Genomic DNA, 25728 nt, shown 5'->3' with positions numbered 1-25728 from the left:
AGTTAGGTTCTAACTTCCTTATTGCTGAAAGTATTGCTCAAATTCTTTTGCTAATGACCTGATAGATTGCTTCTTTAATACATATTTCCCCTCTTCTATTCCTACTAACTGGGCTGATCTCAATATTTTTAAATGATGGTGAATCGTGGATTTTCCCAACGCTAATTTTTTCGTCATTTCTTGAAGGGTTCGACTTTGTTCAAACAATAATTTCACCATTCTCAACCGAACTTCATCCCCTAATGCTTTATGTTTCAAAACAAGAAGATTGCTTGGCATATATTTATCGCTAGGGGTAATGCTTTCATTTGAGACTGGATAATAGTATACTTTTGTTCCTTCTAAATCTGCAGTGATATTCCATGGTCGATATATGTACTGCGGAATGAGTAATACTTTATACACGCTTGGTTCTGGTAAATACTTTATTCCTCCCGTAGCCCATTCTACAAATTCTTCTGGTTCCATTTTCTCTTTCATACTTTCCTTTGTGTGAGCATCTGTTTGTAGGACAGATTTCAAGTTTTCCAACTCAGGTTCTACGGCTGCTTTATACCAACCACTCATGACTATAATCAGATGCTGTTTCAGCTGTTGTGGTTCAATCGTGCAAATGAAAGAAATATAGCTTGGGAAAAAAGGATTGTCTTTTGTTGCTTCTCTTAACTGTTCAATCGCTTCCAGGTTTTTATCTGCGGCTTGCTCTCTAATCGGCTGATAGGTTTCCGCTATAAACGGAATGCATTGGTAGATTAATTCTCTATCAGTGAGATTATTTATATATTCGATAAATGCTTCTAGGCTGGAAAAATCCTTTTGGTGGAGCAATTGAAGTAATGCTTTCCACGTATTATTTTTTTCTACATAGTCTAATTGTGCTTGTAAATCTACAGAAAGACTCGTTCTTACATCTTTCCAATAACTCGTTGGCTTTTCTAACGAATTGAGTAGACGGCTATTCGTGATAGCGGCTATTCCAAGTGCACACTCCCATAGTAGTGAATACTTTATTTCAACTTGATACGTCTCTCTTTTCCGACCCGTTGTACTAAAAACTTCCATTCAGAAACACCTCCATTTTATTTTCGGTTAATAACATTCTAAATTATTAGAATTATATATTCAATAATTTCCGAACGATTATTCAAAAAAAACTCGACCTTTTTTTATACAGGTCGAGTTTTCGAAAGATCAGCTTCGTCCTTTGCCTAAATAACTATTACTTTCAAACAAAGACTTATTTTTATAGATAATCATACTCACAAACGCAAGGAGAAAGCCTGATAGCACAAAGACCACCCTTACTCCTAATAAATCAGTTAGTATTCCCATTAGCAAGGAGCCAACGCCAAAGATTCCTGTACCAATTGCTCCCAAAGAAGTATACACCGTTGATAACTGCTCTTTCGGAACACTTGTTTGAATGACCGTTTGTTGAGGAATACTTTTTATTTGAGTAAAAATGCCGACGCAAAACGATAGAACTAACGCAAAAATAGGAATACTATTTAAGCTAAATACTATCGTAAGAAGAAAATTGAAAAACGCTCCTGCAAAAAGAAATGTCCCTAATTTACTTTCAACATAGGAAGCATATTTAATACAATAAAGACTTCCTAAAATTAATCCTAAAAAGAAAACTCCATTAATGAATCCCCACCATGTTTGTTCTACTTCTAAAGCATCGCTAACAAATACGTATAAAACAGCCGCAATCCATACTGTGCCTGCAAGACTTTCTAGGAGATACATCAACCCAATTTTTCTTAATACTGGGGTATGAAATAACGTCTTCCATCCCTCTTGGATTTGTTCTATCTTCCGTACTGATTCCAGTGTTTTTGCATAGACAGTTTCTAAAAGACATAGCAAGAAACTCGAAATAATAAATAAGGAGCCAACAAACCAAATGAGTTGCTGTGGACTTAAAATTAGGAGAAACATACTACCGACAAACCACATCGCTGCTTGAATCAATTGGGTAACGGTTTCCGCGATTCCATTTGCCTTCATTAATTTTTCAGGTTTAACATAATACGGTATCAAAGTTTGTCTGATTGGATTGGCACAGCCATCAAGAAATGCAATAATCCCTATGACGATAAAGACCACATAGTATGTTGATACAGTTATCCCTGTTAATGAAAAACCTAAAAGTATTAACAATATTGTCTTCCCTATTTGGGAACCTGCCATTAAACCATTTAACCTTATTTTCCCGACAAGAAGGGGTGTTATTAAACTGGAAATGAACATACAAGTTGTTATTGTAAATGGGACAAATGATGCTGCCGTCGCTGATCCCTTTAAGTCATAGATAATGCTAATAACACTTACCATATAGAGGACATCCCCTATATTTGCAAAAGATTGCCCGATCATTAATAATGAAAAGTTTTTATTTACATTCATGCTTTATCCCCCATTATTTTAAAAAACTAGATATTTAGTTTAATGGGCGATTATTAAATTGGACGATTCACTTTTGTACAGACTCCTTTATAACGGATAAGCCAGGGGGATAGGGGCATATCACAAAATTTTCTTACATCTATCTTAACATAGATCTTGCTTTGTTTTTGAGGTGTAATAAAGTAATGGAATAGTGGGATTATAATTTTTTTATACTGCGACGGGAACACCGCATTTTGTTTATGCTGTTTTTGGTATAGTAAGGTTACATAGCTCTGGCTTCTTGTTGTGGCGGTCACTGATACGCTCCCTCTGTTACCTTTTCCACTTTTTTCTCGGTGCAACGGTCACTGATACGCTCTCTCTGTTACCTTTTCCACTTTTTTCTCGGTGCAACGGTCACTGATACGCTCTCTCTGTTACCTTTTCCACTTTTTTCTCGGTGCATCGGTCACTGACACGCTCTCTCTGTTACCTTTCCACCTTTTTCTCGGTGCATCGGTCACTGACACGCTCTCTCTGTTACCTTTTCCACCTTTCTCCTCCTGCAACGGTAATTGACGCGACAAATTCCTGTTTCCCAAGACCACCATTACATACATAACTATATAAAAAAGAGGCTGGGACAAAACTAAATAGCCAATCTGTAAAGACGAACAATCCTTAATTTAGCTCTTAAATAAAGGCTACTTTTTAAAATATTAGTTATTTATGGTTTTAAATATATTCAAGTGTAAAAACCAATTCGTTCCATTGCGCTACGGACACTCTATGCGCCGGGGAGGAAGCTGTGCCTCCTCTCGGCGCGCCTGCGGGGTCTAAAGCGTCCTCTACTTCCCACAGGAGTCGAGTGTCCTCCGCTCCATTCCTCTTCGTTTTTAAAGGATATTTCCTAAAAAATATTATTTTCCCAAGAAAAAATAAATTAGTTGGAAGAATGGAGCAGCCTGCATACACGTAGACGCCACGGGGATTAGCTAGACAGTCTGAGACCCTGCAGGCGGAAGCAGACCGCGGCTTTAGCGCGAGCCCCACGGAAAGCGAAGTGTATTCTGGCTGCGGGTAATAGCAACAAACTTCATGGAACATCCTTTTTAAAACGAATAAAAAAGCCCAAATGATTATATGAACCTTTCATTGGCATATTCGTATAATCATTCGGGTTTATTTTAAGCTGGAATACTTATGTCCCAGCCTCTTTCTCATCATTTATTCTATTAAACTTTAAATCGATTCAATAATTCTCTTAATTCTTCCGTCACTTTTGCTGCCTTTTCAATAGATTCATTAATCGCCTGGATAGAAGTTAGCTGCTCTTCTGATGAGGCGGCTGCTTCATGAATATAGCTGGAGGATTCCATTGCTTTTTCTAAATGGTCCTTAATGACAGATTCAACATCTGTTACCTTTGAAAGTAGCTTTTCGATTTCGATAAAGATCTTATCTACTTCCTTCGAAGACTCCTCTGAGGAATAATAGACATTTTGTAAACTTTCATCTTTTCGATTAATGGAAAGTCTTTGCGTTAAATCTCCTTCATTGTTTGCCAATTCTTCTATCTTGTCATTTACTTCTTTGATTGGCTTTAAAGATCGATTATTAATTACATAGCATATAATTACACTTAACAAAATAACTACAATGGTAATGATAATAAAGTAATTTAATAAAGAATTCGCATCTGCAAATGCTTCATTTGTTGGGATAGAAATCATAATTCCCCAATCCATAGCATCTGCCTTGCTATAAAAGATTAAGCTGTTTTCTCCATCTAAATTCGTTGTAATATCGCCGCTTTTTCCATTCATACTGTCTTTCACTAATTGATCAAGCTCACTGTTTTCATAGTCGGCTATTGTCTTATTTAATGTATCTTCCTTATTTTTACCAGCAACGATTGTTCCGTCGTTCGTAAATATGGTAACATAACCACTCTCTCCCAATGTTACATTGGAGATAATACTCATTAGACTCTCGATTTGGTTTCCACCTGAGACAACTCCAACAATTTTCCCGTTATCTCCATATATGGGTGCCGACGATAATACAATCGGAGCACCGTTTAAGTTTGGTGTTTCGGACGGAATAGGATCATACGTCTTGGTTAGTTCCTCCATTGCTCCTTTATAATGGGAAGCCTCTCCAACAGAAATTTTATTCCCGCCTAAGTATAAGAAACCATTTGCATCAATAAATGCAAACGCATCTGGATTTTCCATTCCTTCTGCAATTCTCGTTCCTAAAGCTCCTACTTTTTCTACATCACCAGATTTTAGCTCATCGGCTTCTGCCATATATGTCATTGTATCTAATATCTATATTAGCTTTTACCGATTCCAATTGACTATAAGCTTGATCTTGAAAGCGATCATAAAGAATTGCCTTTGCTTTCATATAGCCAAAAGCTGATATGCTTATCATAGAAATAGCAATAAGCAAGCTAAAAACCAATGTATTTTTTAACACTAACTTCAATTGAGCCACTCCCTCTTATTTTGATACTAATCATTCTCACAACACAAAATTTTTTTCTAAAACTATACTTATAAAATAGAAAATAACAGTCCTTTTCCTTCTGATTACAATTTTTCCTAATAAAAAAAATCCACCTTAAAAAGGTGGATGAACCATCTTTTCGATAATCCAGCCACCTTAGCTTATGCTGCCTTAGGTCTGTGACTTTGCGTCCCTAGCTTTCAATAGGTTTGCCATTTTCGTAGAAACTTTATTCATATCCTCTGTTTCATAAAAAAACATAGAAAAAAAGAGAGTCCATCTGCTGAACTCCTTCCTTGATAGGATAGATGATATACGCAGAAGTAATTATACTACTTTATCATCCCCCTATGCTATTACTAATTTTATCCTGTTTTTTAAACTGTCCATTTAATCAATAATCCTGCATGTGCTAGACCACCGCCAAAACCATATAATAATACATGGTCACCGGATTTTAATTTCCCCTCTTTCACACCTATATCCAATGACAATGGAATAGTACCAGAGGAAGTATTCCCATAATGAACTAAGCTATATAGGGTTTGTTCGATAGGAAAATTACTCTTCTCACAAATCGATTCTAACATTCTTAAATTTGCACTATGAGGAACAAACCAATCTACCGCATCTAGGTTAAGGTTTCCTCTTTCTACAACAGTTTTCATGCCATTAGTAACTGTTTTAATAGCCCATTTATAGACTTCTCTGCCATTTTGGACAATACAGCCATTCCCCAGTAAGTCAATGCTATTCATTTGAATAGCCAGATTTGTACAATATAAATGTTGACCACCTTCTCCTTCAGATCCTATATGGGAAGAGATAAAGCTTGGTTGATCCTCATCATATTCTACAAGTAATGCCCCTGCTCCATCGCCAAAAAGAATACAAGTCGTACGATCTGTGAAATCTGTAATTTTTGATAATGTTTCTGCTCCTACAACAAGGATTTTTCTATTTAATCCTGATGTAATCATTCCATTTGCAACATGCAGACCATATGCAAATCCTGCACAGGCAGCATTTAAATCAATTGCTCCCGTATTTTTTATCCCTAGCTTAGCTTGCAGACTGGAAGCAACACTTGGCGTTTTATAATCAGGAGTCATGGTGCAAACAATAATTAAATCTACATCATCAACCGTTTTATCATATCGTTCCATTAAATCGAGTACTGCTTTATAGCTAAGATCACTGGTAAACTCCTTATCATTAGCTATTCTTCTTTCCTTGATACCGGTTCGTTTTACAATCCATTCATCGTTCGTATCAACCATTTTTTCTAAATCATTATTTGTTAAAATACGTTCTGGAACGTATGAACCTATTGCTGTAATACGTGCTTTGGAAGTTGACATTCACATCACCTCATCATTCATTTTCTTATATATTAACACCAATTACTATTACCTGGTACTAATTTATACTCAAACTATTCCCTTTGTTTAAAAGATTTCGTTCATCTCCCTTTAGAATATGTTTTTCTACTTCATTTGGTTTACCTATTTCATCATAAAAAAAATCCTCACCCTTTTAATAAGATGAGGATTCCTTCTATTCCTATTATGACCAATATATTGTCTTTTATTTCTTACTTGAAATATCAAGCCAAACGGCAACAATTAAAATTAGCCCTTTTACTATATACTGCCAAAAAGTTTGGATATTCATCATACTCATTCCATTATCAATACTTGCCATAATTAAAGCACCAATGAGCGCCCCTACAATTTTCCCTTTCCCGCCAATAAGACTAGTACCGCCGATAACGCAGGCCGCAATTGCATCAAGCTCATACATATTACCTGCACTTACCGTTGCTGCATTTAATCTACTTGTCAAAAGAACACCCGCAACACCAGCAAGACCACCCATGGTAATAAAAACCCACAGCGTATTTCGTTTAATATTAATTCCAGACAGTGCAGCTGCCTCTTGATTTCCACCAATGGCATAGACATAACGGCCAAATGGCGTTTTATTTGATATAAAGATGAAAATAGCTGCTAATGCTAAAACAATTAATATCGGAATTGGGATACCTAAATAACGATTTAACATATAGGTTGCTAATAGAATAAAGAAAGAATAGATAGCAACCTTGCCGTAATCAACCTTTGCAGTAGGAATCATCAATCCCATACTTTTTCTCTTCGCACGGTTTTGAATCGTCCAAAAGACTAATAGAGCTATGCTTACTAATGCAAGAATATATCCCGGTATATATGGGAAATAGCTGGTTCCAATTTTTTTAAAGCTATCACTCATTGGAGCAACAGTTTGCCCCTTACTTAAACCAATTAAAATCCCCCGAAAAATCAGCATTCCTCCTAATGTAACAATAAAGGCTGGAACAGCGCGATAAGCAACCCACCATCCTTGCCACAATCCAAAAAGGGCTCCTACAATCACAGCACTAAGCACCACTAACAAGGTGTTCCAATCATACCAGACTTGTAGAATAGCAGCGATTCCTCCCGTTAATCCTACTAATGCTCCAACCGATAAATCAATATGACCTGCTACAATAATTAATGTCATCCCAATAGCAAGAACAGAAATAACAGACATTTGGGTAAATAAGTTAGAGATATTTCTGGAAGAGAGAAATTCACCACCAGTGAAAAAGCCAAATATTAGGGCAATTAATACTAAGGCAATGATGAGGGTGTAAGATTGCATATCAAATTTAAAGCTTAGCTCTCTTTTCTTGCTTTCTTCAACTGTTTGATGCTGAATATTCATTTTTCTTCCCTCCTGTTGCACATGTCATAATTTTTTCTTGTGTAGCTTCTCCTCGTAAAAACTCGCCGGAAATCCGTCCTTCTGCCATAACAAGCACTCTATCCGACATGCCTAATACTTCGGGTAATTCAGAGGAAATAATAATAATGCCTACCCCTTGTTGGACAAGCTCATTAATAATCTTATAGATTTCGTATTTTGCTCCAACATCAATTCCTCTTGTTGGTTCATCAAGAACTAATATTTTCGGATTATTTAATAGCCATTTACTTAAAACTACTTTTTGTTGATTTCCACCACTTAGTTGTCCAACCTTCGCTTCTAGGCTTGGGGCTTTTAGCTTCATTTTTTCTGTTATATCTGTCGCCCTTTTTACTTCTAATGCCTGATCAATAATATTTAACTTAATAACTTTATTTAAAGCAGCAAGGGTCGTATTCTTCGTTATGTCCATCCCTAAAACAAGTCCGTAGCGTTTCCGGTCCTCTGAAACATATGCTAAGCCTTCTTTGATCGCATCAGCAGGTTTTTGGATGTTTGTTTCTTTTCCATCAATGATGACCGTTCCTTCTTTTCTGCCCTTAAACCCGCCAAAGAGACTAATAAATAATTCCGATCTGCCTGCTCCCATTAAACCTGAAAAGCCTAAAATTTCTCCTTTTTTAAGCGAAAAGGACACTTGATCAATTAGTTTATTTCCTTGCTCATCATATGCGGAATAATCTTTAACTTCTAAAATACTTTCTTTACTAATGGCATGTTCCTCGTATGGAAACAGTTCTGTTAATTCTCTCCCCACCATCTTTGTTACGATTTTATCCTCTGATAACTCTTCTATTGAATTCGTACTAATTGTCTGGCCATCCCTTAAGATTGTCACGGAATCCGCGAGTGACATAACTTCTCCTAGTTTATGAGAAATATAGATGCACGTAACTCCTTGTGAACGTAAGTCCTGCAACAGGTTTATTAAAATTTCAACATCACTTTCTGTTAATGCAGCAGTTGGTTCATCCAAAATCAGTATATTTGTCTTTTTCGTTAAAGCTTTAGCAATTTCTACTAATTGTTGTTTACCAACCGTTAAATCAGAAACCTTCATTTGTGGGTCAATATTCAATCCGATATGATCTAGCCATTTTTGTGCCTCCACAAATATTACGTTCCAATTGATCACCTTTTTTCTCATGAGCTCATGACCAAGGAACAGATTCTCTGCCACAGACATTTCGCCAACGAGAGCAAGCTCTTGATAAATGATGCCAATCCCAGCCTCTTGGGATTCTTTAATGGATTTAAATTGTACATTTTGCCCATTAATGATGATTTGACCGTCGTATGTTCCATGTGGATAAACCCCACTTAAAATTTTCATTAATGTTGATTTACCCGCGCCGTTTTCTCCGCAAAGTGCATGAATTTCTCCCTTTCGAACGGAGAAACTCACGTTATCTAATGCCTTAACACCTGGGAATTCTTTGATAATCCCTTTCATTTGAAGTGCGTATGTGTCCATTATTGGTTTCACCACCTATTAGTCAGGGGAAAGCAGAGCTGCTCTCCCTTTTTTGGATTGAAATAGCTAAAGATTTTACGGACGATCTGGACGTTCATTTTCTGGAACATTTTTATAAACGTCATCATAAGAGTGGAATCCATCCTTTATTACTGTTTCCACAATATTCTCTTTCCCTACTTTAATTGGGTCCAATTTAATAAATGGCACATCTATTTTTCCATTATTAACAGTGGAGTCTGATGACACTTTCTCTCCCTTTCCTAACTGAACAGCTACTTCAGCACTCTTAGTTGCAATTGCCTGAATTGGTTTATACACAGTCATTGTTTGAACACCCTCTGCAATACGCTGAACCCCTGCTAAGTCAGCATCCTGCCCTGAGATAACTACTTTTCCAGCAAGATCCTGTGCTTCTAAGGCCTGAATCGCTCCACCAGCAGTACTGTCATTAGAGGCTACTACTGCATCGATATCGTTTTTATTTGCGGTTAAAGCATTTTCCATAATTTTCAAAGCTTCGTTCGCATCCCAATCTTTTGCCCACTGATCGCCAACGATTTCAATATCCCCTTTATCAACAAGTGGTTGAATAATATTCATTTGCCCTTCTCTAAACATCTTGGCATTATTATCCGTTGGCGACCCTCCCATAAGGAAGTAATTTCCAGAAGGTGCTTTTTCTACAAGATATTCTGCTTGCATTTCCCCAACACGCACATTATCGAAGGAAACGTAGGCATCAATATCGGTTCCATTAATTAATCGGTCATATGCTAAAACAGGAATACCTTCCGCCTTTGCTTGATCGACTACTGTTGACAAGGCATCTGAATTAATAGCGATAATCACTAGTACATCAACACCTTGTGAAAGCATATTTTGTATTTGAGATAATTGTTTTGCTTCATCACCATTTGCGGATTGTACTAAAACATCTGCTCCCAACTCTTCTGCTTTATCAACAAAAAAATCACGGTCATGCTGCCAACGCTCGAGTGTTAAATCAGAGACGGAAAGACCAATGGTAATCTGTTCTTTCTCTGCTTCCCCTTGATCCTTATTTCCTTTATCATTTGCTGCAGTACCATTTGCATCCTGACCACATGCAGCCATAATAAACATTAGCGATAAAACAAGTAAGAACGAAAGAAAACCTTTACATTTCTTCATAAAAAAAATTCCCCCTATTTATTTAATAATTGATAAGATATAAATCCTAATGCATGTTCAGTTAAGATAGATTGATTGCCCAGTATGAAATCGACATAAAGTTGATTTAAACGCGTTGATGAATGCACATTACTTGCTCCCATTCCCTCCTTTAAACCAATTATAAAAACGCTTTCATAAAAAGGATATATTTTTTCATACACATTGAAAATGGAATATATTTTATAATCCTTTAATATTTTACGAAATTCACCTTTCTTATAAATCTTTTTAAAAACAAAAAAATCACCCAAAACATAGTAGCTGAATTGGAGCGATTTCTTTATTTGAAAGAATGATAATCTTTATTCAAATTTTCATTCCTCCCGATATTGTGTTGGATTTACACCCGTAACTTTTTTAAATACCGAGCTAAAATAATATGCATCTCTATATCCAATCTGAGAGGCGATTTCCTTAATCCGTAAATCCGTATTCTTTAATAGCTCTTTCCCCTTTTGTATGCGTAAGTTCGTTAAATAATCACTGAAATGTTCGGAGGTGATTTCTCGAAACAATATACTTAAATAACTTGGACTAATATTAAATTCGCGAGATAGGCTTGTTAATGAAATATTATCTGCATAATTTTCATTCATATAATGCTTCATTTCAACGATTAGCCTTTCTGTACGATTACCACGTTTCGATTCAATAAACGTATGAATCGTCGAATAGAAAGAATATAAGCGATTCTCTAATTCTTTATATGTAAAATTATTGTCTCGTTTGAAATAGAAAGAAAGTCCCGCTTCTCCAAATATCTCATTCACATCATATCCTAATTCATTAATTGTTTTACAGGACATCAATAAAATATTATTAATGGCTGTAGATACTGCTTCATAAGGAATACCCGAGTTCTTTAGCTCTGCAAGCAGTTCAGCTACATCCTTTTTTACTTCTTCAAAGTCACCTGATTTTAAGTCACTGTAAATTTTATGATCCACTATCTTTTGTAATTGCTTGCTGTAATGAGCATGATCCATACTAATATCATAAAAGAAATACACTCCACCTGGTCCATGAATTCTACTTAATGCAGCTGCTGAACATGCTTCTTCGTAAGATAAGTGTAAATCTAACAATTGATTATAACTATTTCCTATACCTATTGTTAAGAAGAATCCTTTTTCCTTCCCCTCATTTGAAATAACCTTTTCTAATTGGCGACTAACGTGCAGAATATCTTGGAATATAATTAACACAATTTGATCTATTTTATAATTCAGGATATACCCCTTTTCAATCCGATCATCTTTTGCAGTTAGTGCCCATTCCGTATCCATCATATAAGAAAGCCGTTTATATATGGATAAATTATAAAGATACTTTTCTTCCTCCTCTTTAGCACTTTTACATTCTTGAAACTGTTCCAAATTTATTACAGCAACAAAAAAAGGGGTATTCTTAAGATGATCCATTTCTACATATTTCAAGTCATTCTCTAGATTTCCTACAAAGCAATTGGTAAGTAAATTCTGAATTAGCTTCTCTCTTAAAGAGCGTCTGTTTTCTCTCAATTGTTTTCGCATTTCTTCAACATTCTCTTGTTCCCCCTTATCACGAACTAGTTCTTTCTTCACACTTAAAACGAGTTTTAATAGATTCTTCGATTGAAAGGGTTTGAGCATATACTCACAAACCTTTAAGGTGATAGACTTTCTTGCAAAGTCGAAATCAGCATGCCCTGAAATAATGATCACCTTTATTTGCGGATAAAACTCTTTTACATGTTTCGTTAATTGGATGCCATCCATTATAGGCATTTTAATATCGGTAATAAGAATATCAATTTGGGACTTTGCTAATATTTCGACTGCTTCCGAACCATTTTCCGCTTCAAATACTTGTTGGAAACCATGGCTCAACCAATCCGTATTATTGATTATTTTATGACGAATCATATCTTCATCTTCTACAACCAATAAATTAAACATAGTATTCCCCCTCATATTTCTACAATCGGTAAAATAACTGTTACAGATGTTCCTTCGTTTTGTTTACTTTCAAAATAAATTCCGTACTCATTTCCATAGGTTAGCTTTATTCGCTCATTTACATTTCTAATACCAAAATATTCATTTTCATCCTCAATCTTCTCTATTCCTGTTAATACATTATTAATATGTTTTACCTTTTCAGCAGTCATGCCAAGCCCATTATCGACTACTTCCAGAATAACCACACCGTCCTTTTTCTTCCCTTTAATTTCAATTAACCCTTTCTTCTTCATCAACCGCACACCATGATAAATCGCATTCTCCACCAATGGCTGTAAAATCAGTTTGACTGTTTCATAATTCAAGATAGCTTCGTCTATTTCCACCCTTGTATCAAATTTATTAAAAAAACGAAATTTCTGTATGGAAAAATAGTTTCTAATATGTTCTACTTCAGCCCCTATAAGAATGACATCCTTTCCATGACTTAGCGATGTTCGAAAAAACATCCCTAGTGCTTCTATTAAATCCAAAGCCTCTTCAATTCGATCTTCCTCTAATAATCCGATAATCGAATCTAATGTATTATAGACAAAATGGGGTTTTATTAATTCTTGCAGTGCCTTCATCTCTATTTTGCGAATTTTCACTTGATCATCCCTTGTTTTCTGAACTAGCCATTGAATCCGATTCATTAACTCATTGAAACTGCTAGCTAATTGCCCTATTTCATCTTTGGTTTTTACTTGTGCCCGCATGTCTAAATTATCATCTGCAAATTGTTTAATTGTTCTCCGCAAATCGCGGATAGGATTGGTTAAGATATTCGTTAAATAAACGCTGATTAACACAACAACAATAAGACTACCAACAGCAATGACAAGGGTTAACTGGCGAATTTTATTAATATCAGCATTCACATCATCTGCATAGGTAACCCCTATAATATTCCAGCCAGTAATTTCTGATTGCTTAAAGTTAACTAAATAATGATTACCCTTTACCGTTTCTTCAAAGGATCCTTTCTCTGACATTAGCAATCTATCATTCGTAATTAATTCCTTTATAAACTTAGGATGACTTGTATCTACTGGAAAAAAACTAACCTCTCCCGATCTATCCGTAAAGTAGACATATCCTTTTTCTCCGAGTTTGATATCGTTTACAATTCGATTCAATAAACTCACATCAATATCGATACATAAATAAGCTGGTTCACTTAAACTAGGAGATAGAATTTTCTTGCCGATGGAAAATACATTACGATTAAACATGTCGTTATAAGGTGATTTCACTACAAATTCCCCCTCATCAGCATTTCTCATATTCGCAAAAAAAGGGTCATTCACATCACTCCAATATACACCTTGAGCGCTGATTGTCTCTCCTTTATATGAGATAATTCTTATATCCACTAAATCAGATTTCATGTTTTTGATTAGTTGAATCGTTTCCCATAATCGAACCGTATATTTCTGTATCCCATCGATGTCTCCTGCCTCATTTAACCTTAAATACTGAATCGTATAATAGTCATCATAGATTTCTAGAATATTCTCGATATCCAAAATGTAGGTCTCTATATTTTTATCCACGCGTTCTATTACCTCGTTTGTATAGACATTGACACTATTTTGGAGATCATTTATGTAATATTGATAAGAAAGATATCCAAGAATTAATAATGGAATAAGGCTCAGCGCTAAAAAACAGACAATCATTTTTGTTCGGATGCTATAAAAATCAATCCATTTCAGCCATTTTTCCATCTATTTAATCTCCCATGGCTTTTTTCTTTTTAGCAACTCTTCGTAATTATTAGGATTGCCAAACTCTAACCCCGTGTATATCATGGTCTCTTTTACTTCTTCCCCGTTAATTAATTTATACATATTTTCAACACTAAGGCGTCCCATCTCTTTAAAGTTTTGCCCGACTAACGCATCTGCTAATCCTTTATTAGCAGCGAATACAATCGGATAGAAAGTATCCACAATAACAGCTATTCCGCCATTTTCTTTCCATTTTTTATACGATATCATTCCTTCTGGAGGAGAAAATAGAGGCCATGCTCCAGCACTGAAAAACAAATCAAAATCAGGATTTTCTTTTACATAATTCTCAAGTAACTCAGAAGCACGATTAATGTCATCGAAGGATTCTACTATATCAACAATCTCTAAATCTAATTCTTCTGTTGCCTTTTTAAAGCCTTCGATTCTCTCTTGCATATTGACACTTTCTTTGACCCCAGTCATAATCAATACCTTCAATGGCCGTTTATTTTTATTATTTTCATTTACTATTTTCACCAATGATTTGCCGCTAACCTTTCCAAGTTCATAATTATCGGTACCTACATAAAATGCCCGATTGCTTTTAGGAGCATCTGAATCAAAAGTTGCCACTTTAATCCCTTCTGATACAGCTTTATTGATGAGTGGAGTCATTTTCTTTGTATCTAATACACTAATAACAATGCCATCTACTTTTCTTTCGATTAAGCTCTCTACTATATTTTCTTGTTCTTTGCTATCAACTGTCATTGGGGCTAACCATTCCATCTTTATCCCTAACTGTAAGCTTACTCGTTCCGCTTCTTCCTTTGCTTCTATGAAAACAGGGTTATCAAGTGATTTTGTCACAAAGGAAATAATCTTTTCCTTATCCTGATTAGGTAATGACTCTTTATAGACTAGGTTTCCTTGTGGATTATTTTTGGATATACGAATACTATTAGAGTGTCTATTTTCACATGCACTAACGAATATAAGCAAAATGATTAACAGCATATAGCCTTTATTTCTCATGCTTTCTTCTCCTAACCTAATTGTAAATTTGTCTAGCTTTTAATCGAAAAAAACAATACAGAAAGGATATTCAAATCGTTGTGATAAATCTTAAGTGAAGAAAAAATGAAATCGCTACCAAAATAATCATTAGTAAAAATCAAAGAAACAGCTTTGGATTGGATCAGGATGATTTCATTTGAAGGTTTTTTTAGAATTAGCTCATTCCAATAATACGATGAAATAACATATCTGTTAACAATATTTTCTATTTTTTTCATTACTTTTGTCAATATTAAAGTCACCATTTCATCTGAATTGGTGACTTTAAAAGGATAAGACCCCTAACTGGCAAAAGATGAAGGTCTTTTCCATATTCTTTTTTTACGTCTTTCCTCTTTATAGGACTTGCCACAATATATTTATTGTCCTTCTACAATTGTGGAAATCTGCCACGCAATGCCAAATTTATCTTTAACTTGTCCGTAAGATGGACTCCAAGGTGTTTCTTGAAGAGGCATTACTACTTCTCCACCATCTAAAAGTTTATCATATACTTCTTTTGTTTTTTCTGGATTATTTAAGAGAACTGCTACATCCACTTGTGAACCAACTTGGTATGGTATTGTCGGATAACATAAGAAATGTATTACCTATTCTTAATTGCGCATGTACAACACGATCTTTTGCTTCCTCCGAAAGTGGAAATTCAGGATTTTCGGGCAAGTCTCTATACGTTTGAACTCCAAGGTTTTCTGCCTCTAATGCATTTTCATAAAATTTCACTGCTTCCTTTGCTATTTCCATTCATTCTTAAATAAGCATGAACTCCTAATATCATTAAGAACACCTCTTCAAATTTTTTATATGTATCTGCTTCCAATTATTCTTGCCAAATTTCTTTCAAGGCAACCTTTTTCTGTTCTATACTATCTTGCTATTTCTATTTGTTTAATTTTTCCAACACTTTTACTAATAATTGCCCACGTTCACTTAGTGAAGAAATAACCATAAACTCATCGTCTTGGTGTGCATTTCCCCCCCTTGGTCCTAAACCATCTATTGTAGGAACCCCCATATTTCCTGTGAAGTTGCCATCTGAACCACCACCACTATAGGTAGTTCCTAAATCTATATTTAATTCAGAAGCAGCATCTTTCATTAATAAAAGTAATTCATGCTGACTTTCATCCGTTTTCCAAGCGGGTCGAGTAATCCCTCCGCTGATTTCCATACGAGTATTTGGAGTTTCCGTAAAGCTACAAATTTCTAAAATTTTTGCTTGAGCAAATTCTCCCTGTTCCTGTGTTTCAAAACGCAAGTCAATTCCAGCTTCTGCAAAGGGGGCAATTGTATTAACAGATTGACCACCGCTCACTAAACCTACATTTACATGAATACCTTTCCATTTCGTTAATTCATGTAATTGAACAATTTTTAATGCAAGCTCTTGAATAGCACTTGCTCCTTTCTCTGGTGCAACACCGGAATGTGCTGATTTTCCGTATATTTTCAAAAAGAATTTGCCGCCACCTTTACGGCCAGTCACCACATTTCCATCTAGATCGGCAGGCTCCATAATGAACACATGCTCCACTTTCTTTGCAGTAGCTTCTATCAATTCCCGCGATACAATAGAACCTATTTCTTCATCTGTATTAATAATAATATAGACATTTTTATATGCATCATTATTTTGAGAAATTAAGCATTTTAAAGCATACAGTGTCATTACATGACTTGCCTTCATATCAAAAACGCCTGGACCTTTAGCATGATCCCCTTCTACTTTAAATGGGCGTTTTGCAACTGTGCCAGCGGGAAAAACTGTATCAATATGCCCAATTAATAAAATGCTTGGATTCGTTGCCTCTTCATGCTTTAATACGATATTATTCCCTTTATCAGGAACCTCGTGCACGTCCGCAATAAATCCAAGCTGTGCAAATTCTTTGATTAAAATGTTTCCTACTTTATCCACTCCTGTTTTCTGATAGGAACCACTATCTATATTTACTATTCTCTCAAGCAAGTGAAGCATATTTTCCTTTTCTTTTTCAAAATACCCCTGCATTCCTCTACCTCCCTTTATCTGCTACTTATAAATAATCTTATATACACCTCTTACTTTATCAGAAATATCTAAAAATTCAAAATGCAAAAAGCGATCGTTATTACCAATTAAAACGACAAAAGGATGCTGGGACATAAGTATTCCAGCCATAGATAAACCCGAACAACCATACGATAGTTCCATATGATTGTTCGGGTTTATATCGGTTTATAAAAGGATGTTTCAGTAAAGATGGTGTTATTATCCGCAGCCTGAATACACTTCGCTTTCCATGGGGCGAGCGCCGAGCCGCTTCGTCACTTAAGTTCCTGCAGGGTCTCGGACTTTCTCGCAGCTCCCATAGGAGTCTACGTGTATTCAGGCTGCTCCGTCTTTCCAATTCATTAATTTTTTCTATTTCCATAATTGTTTATAGAAAAACAATCTTTAAAACGAATTAATTTTTACACTGACTATATTTAAAATCATAAATAACTAGCATGAAAAAGTAGCCTTTTTTTAAGAGCTAAATTAAGGATTGTTCGTCTTTACAGGTTGGCTATTTAGTTTTGTCCCAGCCTCTTTTTGCCGTTTACTTGTTAAGAATTGAAATCATATATTTTTCCTTTAATCAAATACCCTGTGCTTTCCGCCATATTTGTAATATGGTCAGCAGTTCTTTCCAAATAGCGATTGATAAATAATAATTGGACAAGCTGATTCGTTTCTTCTGGATGCTCACTTAAGTATGCTGTCAGTTTCTTATATGTTTCTAAATAATAATCATCTACTTCATCTTCTAACTTACTGATTTCTTTCGCAAGGACAATATCTTCTTCTATAAAGGATTGGATCGCTTTTTTCAGCATTTCAACTGATATTTCCTTCATTTTTTCTAGATGTGTTAACTCTAAACGAGATGTTGCTTTTCCAATCTTAATTGTTGCTTTTGCAATGTTTACTGCAAAGTCTGCTACCCGTTCAATTTCAGAGGAAATTTTAATAACGCCAATTACGACACGTAAATCTCTTGCAACTGGCTGTTCTTTCGCCATTAGCCAAATCGCAAAATGATTAATTTCAGATTCTAGATTATCAATGTCGTTATCCTCTTCCATTACCTTTAAAGCAATTTCCACATCTTGCGCTTTTAAAGCATCAAATGCCTCTTCCAAAGAAGCAATCGACATTTCACCCATTTCTTTAATTTTACCCTTTAACTCTTCTAGCTTCTTCTCAAAATTCTCTCGAATGACCATTAGTTCCTCCTATTATCCAAAGCGACCTGTTACATAATCTTCTGTGCGCTGATCTCTTGGTGTAGAAAAAATCTTATTCGTTTCATCATACTCTACTACTTCACCATTTAAGAAAAAGGCAGTTTTGTCTGAAATTCTTGCTGCTTGTTGCATATTGTGTGTCACAATAACAATTGTATAATCTTTTTTCATTTTTGTAATCAGCTCTTCTACCTTCAATGTGGAAATTGGATCTAAGGCAGAAGTAGGTTCATCCATTAAAATAACATCTGGTTTCATCGCAATCGCACGTGCAATACATACACGCTGCTGTTGTCCACCAGATAAACCAAGTGCAGAAGTTTTCAAACGGTCTTTGACTTCATCCCAAATCGCTGCACCACGCAAGCTCTCTTCGACAATTTTATTTAATTCTTTCTTATTTTTAATACCTTGCATTCTTGGTCCATATGCTACATTGTCAAAAATACTCATCGGGAATAAATTAGGCTTTTGAAAAACCATGCCCACTCTTGTACGGAGCTTAATTACATCATTTGAAGAATAGATATTATCCCCATCAATGACAATATCTCCAGCAATTTTTACGCCGTCAATTAAATCGTTCATTCGATTCAATGTTCTTAAGAAGGTTGATTTCCCACAGCCTGAAGGTCCAATTAAAGCTGTTACCTTTTTTTCCTCAATATCAAGAGATACTCCAAACAATGCTTGTTTTTCTCCGTAAAATAAATTTAAATCCCTCACACTAATTTTTGATGTTCCAGGTGTAGTATCCTCTTGACCTACCTGTAAAAATGCTTTTCCTGTTTTCTTTTGACTTTTTTCCGTTACTGTTGTAGTCATAAACATACCCCTTATTAATTAGTAGTCTGCTTTGTTCAACTTTTTGGATATATATGTGGCGATAAGGTTGATAGCAAGGATTATTACGATTAAAACAATACCTACTGCAGCAGCGAGTTCAATATCTCCAGACTCTTGTGTCACTAAAAAAGAATGAACCGTTAAAGTACGAGCAGATGACAGCAAGCCCTCTGGCATTGCAGCAACTGTTCCTGCAGTTAAGAAAATAGCGGCAGACTCCCCAACAATTCTACCGATGGAAAGGATAATTCCTGATAAGATTCCTGGCATCGCACTAGGTAAAATAACTTTATATAATGTTTGTAATCTTGTTGTCCCAAGGGCTAATGATCCTTCTCGATAGGTTGGAGGAACGGTCTTTAAGGATTCCTCTGTTGTTCGAATGATAACAGGTAAGACAATAATCGTTAATGTTAAGGAAGCCGCTAAAATAGACATTCCTAATTTTAAGGTTGTTACAAAGAATACTGCCCCGAATAAACCGTAAATAATCGAGGGAATCCCTGTTAAACTTTCTGTTGCAAATCGAATTACTTTTACCAATCGTCCTTGCTTCGCATACTCTTGTAAATAAACAGCTGCTAATATTCCAATCGGTGTTGCAATAATTAAAGAAATGACGATCGTATAGATAGTTGTTACAATCATTGGCCAAATTCCGCCACCACCTGTTGGGGAATAATCGCCAAAAATAAACTCGAAGCTAATTAAGTGCGCACCTTTATAAAAAATATATCCAACAATCATGACGAGGACGGCAACGGATAAGAAGGCAGAAAACCAAAGAAGTCCACGTAACAAGTTATCTTTCATTTGTCTCATCTTATTTGCCACCCTTCGTACTAATTTTTGCTAAAACAAAATTTAAGATTAGAATAAATGAGAATAATACAATCCCGGTTGCAAATAGCATTTCTTGATGTGTACCTGCTGCATAGCCCATTTCAAGGGCAATGTTTGTTGTTAATGGACGAATACTATCTGTTAAGCTTGTTGGGACAATCAAACTATTACCAGCAACTAGAATTACCGCCATTGTTTCTCCGATTGCTCGACCTAATCCTAATACAATAGCTGTCATAATACCGGATTTAGCTGCTGGAACAACGACTTTAAAAATAGTGCCGATTTCCGATACACCAAGAGCAAGAGATCCTTCGCGGTATGTTCTTGGTACAGCTCGAATCGCCGTCTCTGCTACTGTAACAATCGTTGGCAGCATCATGATTGCTAACACTAAAATAACAGCTAATAAGCTTTGACCTTTTACTAAGCCTAATGTATTTTGTAAAAACGGAACAATAATTGCTAGACCAAAAACACCATATAAAACGGAAGGAATACCTGCTAAAAGCTGAATGGCTGGTGAAACAATTTTAGCTATCCGCTTTGAAGCTATTTCAGCGAGAAAGATTGCCGTAAACAAGCCAATTGGAACGCCAATAACTAGTGCTCCAATTGTCGCATAAAGGGATGCAACAATCATTGGCCAAATCCCAAATTTCCCTTCACTTGGCACCCAGTCTACTCCAAAAAGAAAGTCGAAAAAACTAAATCCTTCAGCGATAAAAGGATGAGCCCCTTTATAAAATACAAATCCAATAATTAATAACAAGCTAATTACGGAAAGAAGGGCACAAAGCAAGAATACTCTTGCTGACACCTTCTCAAACATATATTTCCTCTTATTTGCCTTGCCCATCTCTGAGGCTTGCTTATCAGTCGTTTGAATAGACACTTTGTTTTCCTCCAAGATTACTTCTAAAGATTTTGTTTTACTTTATTGGGATTACCCCTGCTTCTGCTGCAATCTTTTGTCCTTCATCACTTAGAATATAATCGATGAATTTCTGTCCATTCGCAGTTAAATCTCCTTCTTTATAAACAAACAAAAACGGTCGTGATAAACTATATTTTTTTGCTAACACATTTTCAGCCGTAGCTTCTACACCATCAATATCGATTGTCGAGATAGCATCATCAATATATTCAAAGGAAATAAAGCCAACTGCATGTTTATTATTTGCAACCGTTGTTTTAATATTTCCATTCCCGCTTGCGATAATAGCGTTTCTAATTAATTCGCCTGAGCTATAACCTACAATCTCTTGGAAGGCATCACGTGAACCAGATCCATCCTCACGAGAAACAACGACAATCTCCATATCGTCTCCACCAAGTTGACTCCAGTTCGTCACTTCACCAGTAAAAATTTGCTTTACTTGTTCTAAAGTTAAATCTTTCACTTTATTGCTCGGATGAGTGACTACTACAATTCCATCATAAGCAATTACAACTTCTTTTAATTTTTGCTTTTCATCTTCCTTTAAATCCCGAGAAGACATCCCAATCTCTGAGACACCACTTATTGCATTTGTAATACCAGCGGAAGATCCAATTTGATTTATTTCAATTTTTGTATTATCGTGTTCATGATATTTTGCTGCTAATTTCTCAGCAAGGGGGCCAACGGAAGTAGATCCTGAAATCGATATTGGCTTACCGTCATTTGTCGATTGTTCTGTTTCTGATTTACTTGCACATGCTGATAATAAAGCGAGTATAGACAGTAACAGGAATATCATTTTAAGTTTTTTTATAATGACCATGATTTACCTCCAAAAGAATAGCAACTTTTCTATGTCATATCTTGTCTAATAGTATGATAAATCTCTAATGTAAATATTCTAATGTCTATATGTAAAGGTTTTGTAAATTACGTTAAAAACAATATATATTGTGTTATTTTTTGTAAAATTTGTCCTTAGAGGCAAAGGAAATGGTGTGTAATTAAAAGCTATGATTTGTATTGTTCACAAAAAAAGATAGCAAAATGCACTCGCTATCTTTTTTCACTATATTCTATTTATCTAAACTGGTATAACTTACTATTATTGCTTTTGGTATTCTTATTTTCATAGCATATAGGAAACTTCTTTCCACTATTAGCCACTTATTCTCTTTTCGTATCGCACCCTCAACGTTTACAATGAACAATTTCCTTCTCTCCAATCCTATTAATTCATACCTCTTCCTTTGTACTTAGCATGGATTTGTTTCAAGTACTCCTCCGATTTTCCTCTTGGAATATTGAGACTCTTCCATTCCTTATCTTTTAGCTGCTTACCGATATACACCATTTGTCCCACATGATAATAGTAAGAGGGTGTCTAATTTTTTTACACCCTTATCTATACGAAAACACTGCTTACCTATTCACCAATCCCCGCTTTCTTCAAATACGCTTCCGCAACCTCGCGAGGACTTTTTCCTTCTACATTTACTTGATAATTCATTTTTCTCATATCATCATCGCTTATTTTTCCTGCTAATTGATTTAATGCTACCACCATCTCGGGATGTGCTTTTGCTGTTTCTTCTTTCAGTAAAGGAGCGCCTTGGTATGGCGGGAATAGATTTCGGTCATCTTCTAGCACCTTTAGTTGGTATTGCTGTAGCTCACTATCTGTGGAGTATGCATCCACTAGATTGATTTCCCCTGATTCAACTGCCACATACCGTAATTTAGGCTCCATCGTTACAAGATTAGGTAATATAAGATCGTAAAGCTGTTGAATACCTTGATAGCCATCTTCCCGATCTGAAAATTCCAATGTAAAGCCTGCATGTATTTGCTCTTCTATCCCTTTCAAATCCGAGATAGATTCTAGCTTAAATTGGTCTGCAAAATCCTTAGAAACTGCTAGTGCATAAGTATTGTTATACTGCATCGGCTCCAGCATAGCCATTTGATATTTTTGTAGCATTCCATCTCTTGCTTGTTGATAGACTTCTTCCCGATTTGTGCTCGTAGCCGTTTCTTTTAAGAACTCTGAAATAGCTGTTCCTGTAAATTCTGGATAAAGATCAATGCTTCCTGTTTGAAGTGCTTGAAATACAAAGGAAGTTTTTCCTAAACCTGGCTTCAGTTCTACTTGAAGGTCTGTTTCATCTTCAATCAGAATTTTGTACATATTAATTAGGATTTCTGGCTCAGAGCCTAGTTTTCCGGCAATAATAATTTTTTCATCCTTTTGCCCTATTAATGGCATTATGATGATGAGAAGCGAAAGTATTGCAATTACTCCAACAGAAATAAAAGCTTTTTTATAGGATAGCTGTTCAAATTTTTTCAATAAATAATCAAACAGAAGGGCAAGCAATGCTGCTGGAATTGCTCCTAGGAGAATAAGATTTGTATTATTGCGATCTATTCCTAGTAAAATAATATCACCCAGTCCTCCTGCTCCAATTAAAGCTGCAAGTGTTGCTGTCCCTACAATTAAGACCATGGCTGTCCGAATTCCTGCCATGATAATTGGCATTGCAAGGGGGATTTCTATTTTGAATAGTCTTCTTCGTGTATTCATCCCCATTGCTCGAGCTGCTTCTATTAAAGACGAATCCACTTCTTTAATTCCAGTATATGTATTTCTTAAAATTGGCAGCAGTGCATAAGCTACTAAAGCAATGATTGCTGGCACTCTGCCAATCCCGAATAAGGGAATCAACATACCCAGTAGCGCCAAAGAAGGGATCGTTTGAATAACCGATGTGATACCGACTATCCCTTCTGCAACCTTTTTATGTCTAGTAATATAAATACCTAGCGGAATAGCAATAATTACTGCAAAGAAAAGGGCGATAAAGGATAATTGAATATGCTCCAACAACGCACTGGCTAATTCAGCCTTTCTGTCCTGAAATACTTGTGTTAGCTCCTTCATTCCTTACACCCCTTTCTGAAGTAGCGTAGAAGATACATATTTCATCATCGACCTACGATTAATATAACCAATTGGTGTTCCATCTCGTTCAATCATTACTTGTTCATGCTCCACTAGCATATCTACTAGTTCTTGCATCGATATGGTCATAGACGCCTTTACTTGTTGGTCTTCTATTTCAACAATTGGTTCTAGTAGGTCCTCCAACTGAAAATCATTACTCCAACTATCATATCTATTTCCGACAAAATCTTTTACAAAGTCATTGACTGGATTAGTAATAAGCTCATGGGGTGTTCCAATCTGAACAACCTTCCCTTCTTCCATAATGCAAATTCGATCCGCTAGTTTTAAAGCCTCTCGTATGTCATGTGTGACAAATACCGTAGTTTTTTTGAGATTTTTCTTTAAGTCCAGCATATCGTCTTGTAACTTTTCGCGGCTAATCGGATCCAAAGCACTAAATGGTTCATCCATTAAAATAATCTCCGGATCAGCGGCAAGGGCACGAATAACCCCTACTCTTTGTTGCTGTCCTCCTGATAGCTCATTTGGCTTTCGATTAGCATATGTTTTGTGATCTAGACCAACCAAATCTAAAAGCTCATTGGTTCGCTGTTTGATTTTTGTTCTTTCCCACTGTTTTAATTCGGGCACTATCGCAATATTTTCCTCAATCGTCATATGTGGGAACAAGGCAATTTGTTGCAGTACATAGCCAATATTCCAACGTAATTCATGAATGTCATACTCGCTTATTTTTTTCCCGTTAATAAAAATCGTTCCATCTGAAAGAGGAATTAAACGATTGATCATTTTTAAAGTCGTTGTTTTCCCACAGCCACTTGGTCCGATAATTACAAAAAACTCCCCTTCCATAATTTCAAATTCAATGGAATTAACCGCAGCTGTTCCATCGCTGTATCTTTTTGATACATTTTCAAATTTAATCATTGCATTTGGTTCTCCTTATTTAAATTGATAGGACTCTTCATGTTTCGAGTCAAGCACCTCTCCTAACATTTCCTTAACTAGAAGATATGAATCTTATTCTATAACCATGTCTGCCCATATTTAAAATTAATCATAACATGGCATAGCTTTTCAAAAAAAAGAATAGCTTGGATGGAATGCTATCCCTACAAAATAAAAATACTATTTTAGAGAACACCTCTTATGATTATAAAAATCAAAGATTATCCATACTATTAGGAGGAAAAAAATGGACAAGCAGGGACAGGAAAAATTCTTAGCTTTTATTTTACAAAGAGTACAAGAAGGAAAGGAGGAAGAAGCGAAAGCCATATTGACCGAAAACTTCCGAAAACAAGATGAAGGCACTTTTTCTCAAAGTGATATTGCAGAATTTCTTCCTAAAATAATTAGTCTCATTAAACCAGAAAAACTAGAGGAAATCCAAGCAATTGTCAAGCAGTTTTCTGGGAGTTTCGGCAGTAAATAAGAATGTTGTCTTTCCTTTAAATTAGCGCTCGCAAAAAGAGGCTGGGACATAAGTATTCCAGCCATAGATAAACCCGAACAACCATACGATAGTTCCATATGATTGGTCGGGTTTATATTGGTTTATAAAAGGCTGTTTCAGTAAAGATGGTGTTATTATCCACAGCCTGAATACACTTCGCTTTCCATGGGGCGAGCGCCGAGCCGCTTCACAGCTCACGTTCCTGCAGGGTCTCGGATTTTCT

General features: G+C 35.8%; 21 protein-coding genes, 1 pseudogene and 1 riboswitch. Of the genes and pseudogenes, 1 reads left to right on the top strand and 21 read right to left on the bottom strand.

The genetic code is table 11. The annotated features are described in order from the left end of the window. Window positions 1-18 precede the first annotated feature (18 nt). From AB3U99_RS04195 to AB3U99_RS04095, 21 genes and pseudogenes are all read right to left on the bottom strand, one after another. Window positions 19-1062 carry an ArsR/SmtB family transcription factor gene (locus AB3U99_RS04195; protein ID WP_400245717.1) on the bottom strand — a complete coding sequence of 348 codons (1044 nt, stop codon included), beginning with the start codon at window positions 1060-1062 and terminating at the stop codon, window positions 19-21. A gap of 129 nt (window positions 1063-1191) precedes the next feature. After that, window positions 1192-2412 carry an MFS transporter gene (locus AB3U99_RS04190; RefSeq protein WP_400245715.1) on the bottom strand — a complete coding sequence of 407 codons (1221 nt, stop codon included), beginning with the start codon at window positions 2410-2412 and terminating at the stop codon, window positions 1192-1194. A gap of 1217 nt (window positions 2413-3629) precedes the next feature. Continuing rightward, window positions 3630-4715, bottom strand: a complete 1086-nt coding sequence (locus tag AB3U99_RS04185; RefSeq protein ID WP_400245713.1) for a cache domain-containing protein — start codon at window positions 4713-4715, stop codon at window positions 3630-3632. Continuing rightward, complete coding sequence (locus tag AB3U99_RS04180; protein WP_400245711.1) at window positions 4690-4887, bottom strand: hypothetical protein; 198 nt, start codon at window positions 4885-4887, stop codon at window positions 4690-4692. Before AB3U99_RS04180 ends, AB3U99_RS04185 begins: the two co-directional genes overlap by 26 nt. A 159-nt stretch (window positions 4888-5046) precedes the next feature. Further along, window positions 5047-5132: riboswitch (cyclic di-GMP riboswitch) on the bottom strand. A gap of 153 nt (window positions 5133-5285) precedes the next feature. Further along, complete coding sequence (locus tag AB3U99_RS04175) at window positions 5286-6269, bottom strand: ketoacyl-ACP synthase III (RefSeq protein WP_400245709.1); 984 nt, start codon at window positions 6267-6269, stop codon at window positions 5286-5288. Between the two features lie 226 nt (window positions 6270-6495). After that, complete coding sequence (locus AB3U99_RS04170) at window positions 6496-7656, bottom strand: sugar ABC transporter permease (RefSeq protein ID WP_400245707.1); 1161 nt, start codon at window positions 7654-7656, stop codon at window positions 6496-6498. Further along, window positions 7631-9172: a xylose ABC transporter ATP-binding protein gene (locus AB3U99_RS04165; protein WP_400245705.1), complete on the bottom strand. Its 1542-nt coding sequence runs from the start codon at window positions 9170-9172 to the stop codon at window positions 7631-7633. Before AB3U99_RS04165 ends, AB3U99_RS04170 begins: the two co-directional genes overlap by 26 nt. Window positions 9173-9247: 75 nt before the next feature. Next, on the bottom strand, window positions 9248-10345 hold the full coding sequence (xylF, locus tag AB3U99_RS04160) for a D-xylose ABC transporter substrate-binding protein (protein ID WP_400245703.1): 1098 nt from the start codon (window positions 10343-10345) through the stop codon (window positions 9248-9250). Window positions 10346-10701: 356 nt separating this feature from the next. Beyond that, a complete protein-coding gene (locus AB3U99_RS04155) occupies window positions 10702-12324 on the bottom strand; it encodes a response regulator (RefSeq protein ID WP_400245701.1) in 1623 nt (540 codons plus the stop codon). Between the two features lie 11 nt (window positions 12325-12335). Beyond that, window positions 12336-14096 carry a sensor histidine kinase gene (locus AB3U99_RS04150; protein ID WP_400245699.1) on the bottom strand — a complete coding sequence of 587 codons (1761 nt, stop codon included), beginning with the start codon at window positions 14094-14096 and terminating at the stop codon, window positions 12336-12338. Then, on the bottom strand, window positions 14097-15137 hold the full coding sequence (locus tag AB3U99_RS04145) for a substrate-binding domain-containing protein (RefSeq protein ID WP_400245697.1): 1041 nt from the start codon (window positions 15135-15137) through the stop codon (window positions 14097-14099). It abuts the gene before it with no gap. A 401-nt stretch (window positions 15138-15538) separates the two neighbouring features. Further along, window positions 15539-15957: pseudogene (locus AB3U99_RS04140) on the bottom strand (VOC family protein). Window positions 15958-16059: 102 nt separating this feature from the next. Next, window positions 16060-17190, bottom strand: coding sequence for a M20 family metallopeptidase (locus AB3U99_RS04135; RefSeq protein WP_400245695.1), 1131 nt, complete (start codon window positions 17188-17190; stop codon window positions 16060-16062). Between the two features lie 578 nt (window positions 17191-17768). After that, the gene (phoU, locus tag AB3U99_RS04130; RefSeq protein ID WP_400245693.1) at window positions 17769-18428 is read right to left on the bottom strand and encodes a phosphate signaling complex protein PhoU; all 660 of its coding nucleotides are present in this window, start codon (window positions 18426-18428) and stop codon (window positions 17769-17771) included. Between the two features lie 12 nt (window positions 18429-18440). After that, window positions 18441-19274 carry a phosphate ABC transporter ATP-binding protein PstB gene (gene pstB / locus AB3U99_RS04125; protein ID WP_400245691.1) on the bottom strand — a complete coding sequence of 278 codons (834 nt, stop codon included), beginning with the start codon at window positions 19272-19274 and terminating at the stop codon, window positions 18441-18443. Window positions 19275-19292: 18 nt separating this feature from the next. Then, a complete protein-coding gene (gene pstA, locus AB3U99_RS04120; protein ID WP_400245690.1) occupies window positions 19293-20117 on the bottom strand; it encodes a phosphate ABC transporter permease PstA in 825 nt (274 codons plus the stop codon). A 1-nt stretch (window position 20118) separates the two neighbouring features. Beyond that, window positions 20119-21033, bottom strand: a complete 915-nt coding sequence (gene pstC / locus AB3U99_RS04115) for a phosphate ABC transporter permease subunit PstC (RefSeq protein WP_400245688.1) — start codon at window positions 21031-21033, stop codon at window positions 20119-20121. 37 nt (window positions 21034-21070) lie between these two features. Then, complete coding sequence (locus AB3U99_RS04110; protein ID WP_400245686.1) at window positions 21071-21904, bottom strand: phosphate ABC transporter substrate-binding protein; 834 nt, start codon at window positions 21902-21904, stop codon at window positions 21071-21073. A gap of 408 nt (window positions 21905-22312) precedes the next feature. Then, window positions 22313-22444: a DUF1572 family protein gene (locus tag AB3U99_RS04105; protein WP_400245684.1), complete on the bottom strand. Its 132-nt coding sequence runs from the start codon at window positions 22442-22444 to the stop codon at window positions 22313-22315. A 63-nt stretch (window positions 22445-22507) separates the two neighbouring features. Beyond that, window positions 22508-24022, bottom strand: a complete 1515-nt coding sequence (gene opuFB / locus AB3U99_RS04100) for an osmoprotectant update ABC transporter permease/substrate-binding subunit OpuFB (RefSeq protein ID WP_400245682.1) — start codon at window positions 24020-24022, stop codon at window positions 22508-22510. Window positions 24023-24025: 3 nt separating this feature from the next. Beyond that, window positions 24026-24976, bottom strand: a complete 951-nt coding sequence (locus AB3U99_RS04095; RefSeq protein ID WP_400245680.1) for an ABC transporter ATP-binding protein — start codon at window positions 24974-24976, stop codon at window positions 24026-24028. Between the two features lie 268 nt (window positions 24977-25244). On the opposite strand from AB3U99_RS04095, the gene AB3U99_RS04090 reads away from it, so the two are divergent. Next, on the top strand, window positions 25245-25484 hold the full coding sequence (locus AB3U99_RS04090; RefSeq protein ID WP_400245678.1) for a hypothetical protein: 240 nt from the start codon (window positions 25245-25247) through the stop codon (window positions 25482-25484). The last annotated feature ends 244 nt before the right edge of the window (window positions 25485-25728 follow it).

Origin of the sequence: Niallia tiangongensis (assembly GCF_044704065.1) — a bacterium.
Classification (GTDB): Bacteria; Bacillota; Bacilli; order Bacillales; family Cytobacillaceae; genus Niallia; species Niallia tiangongensis.
Note: the sequence above shows the minus strand (reverse complement) of the source record. Positions and strands in the feature narration are given on the sequence as shown.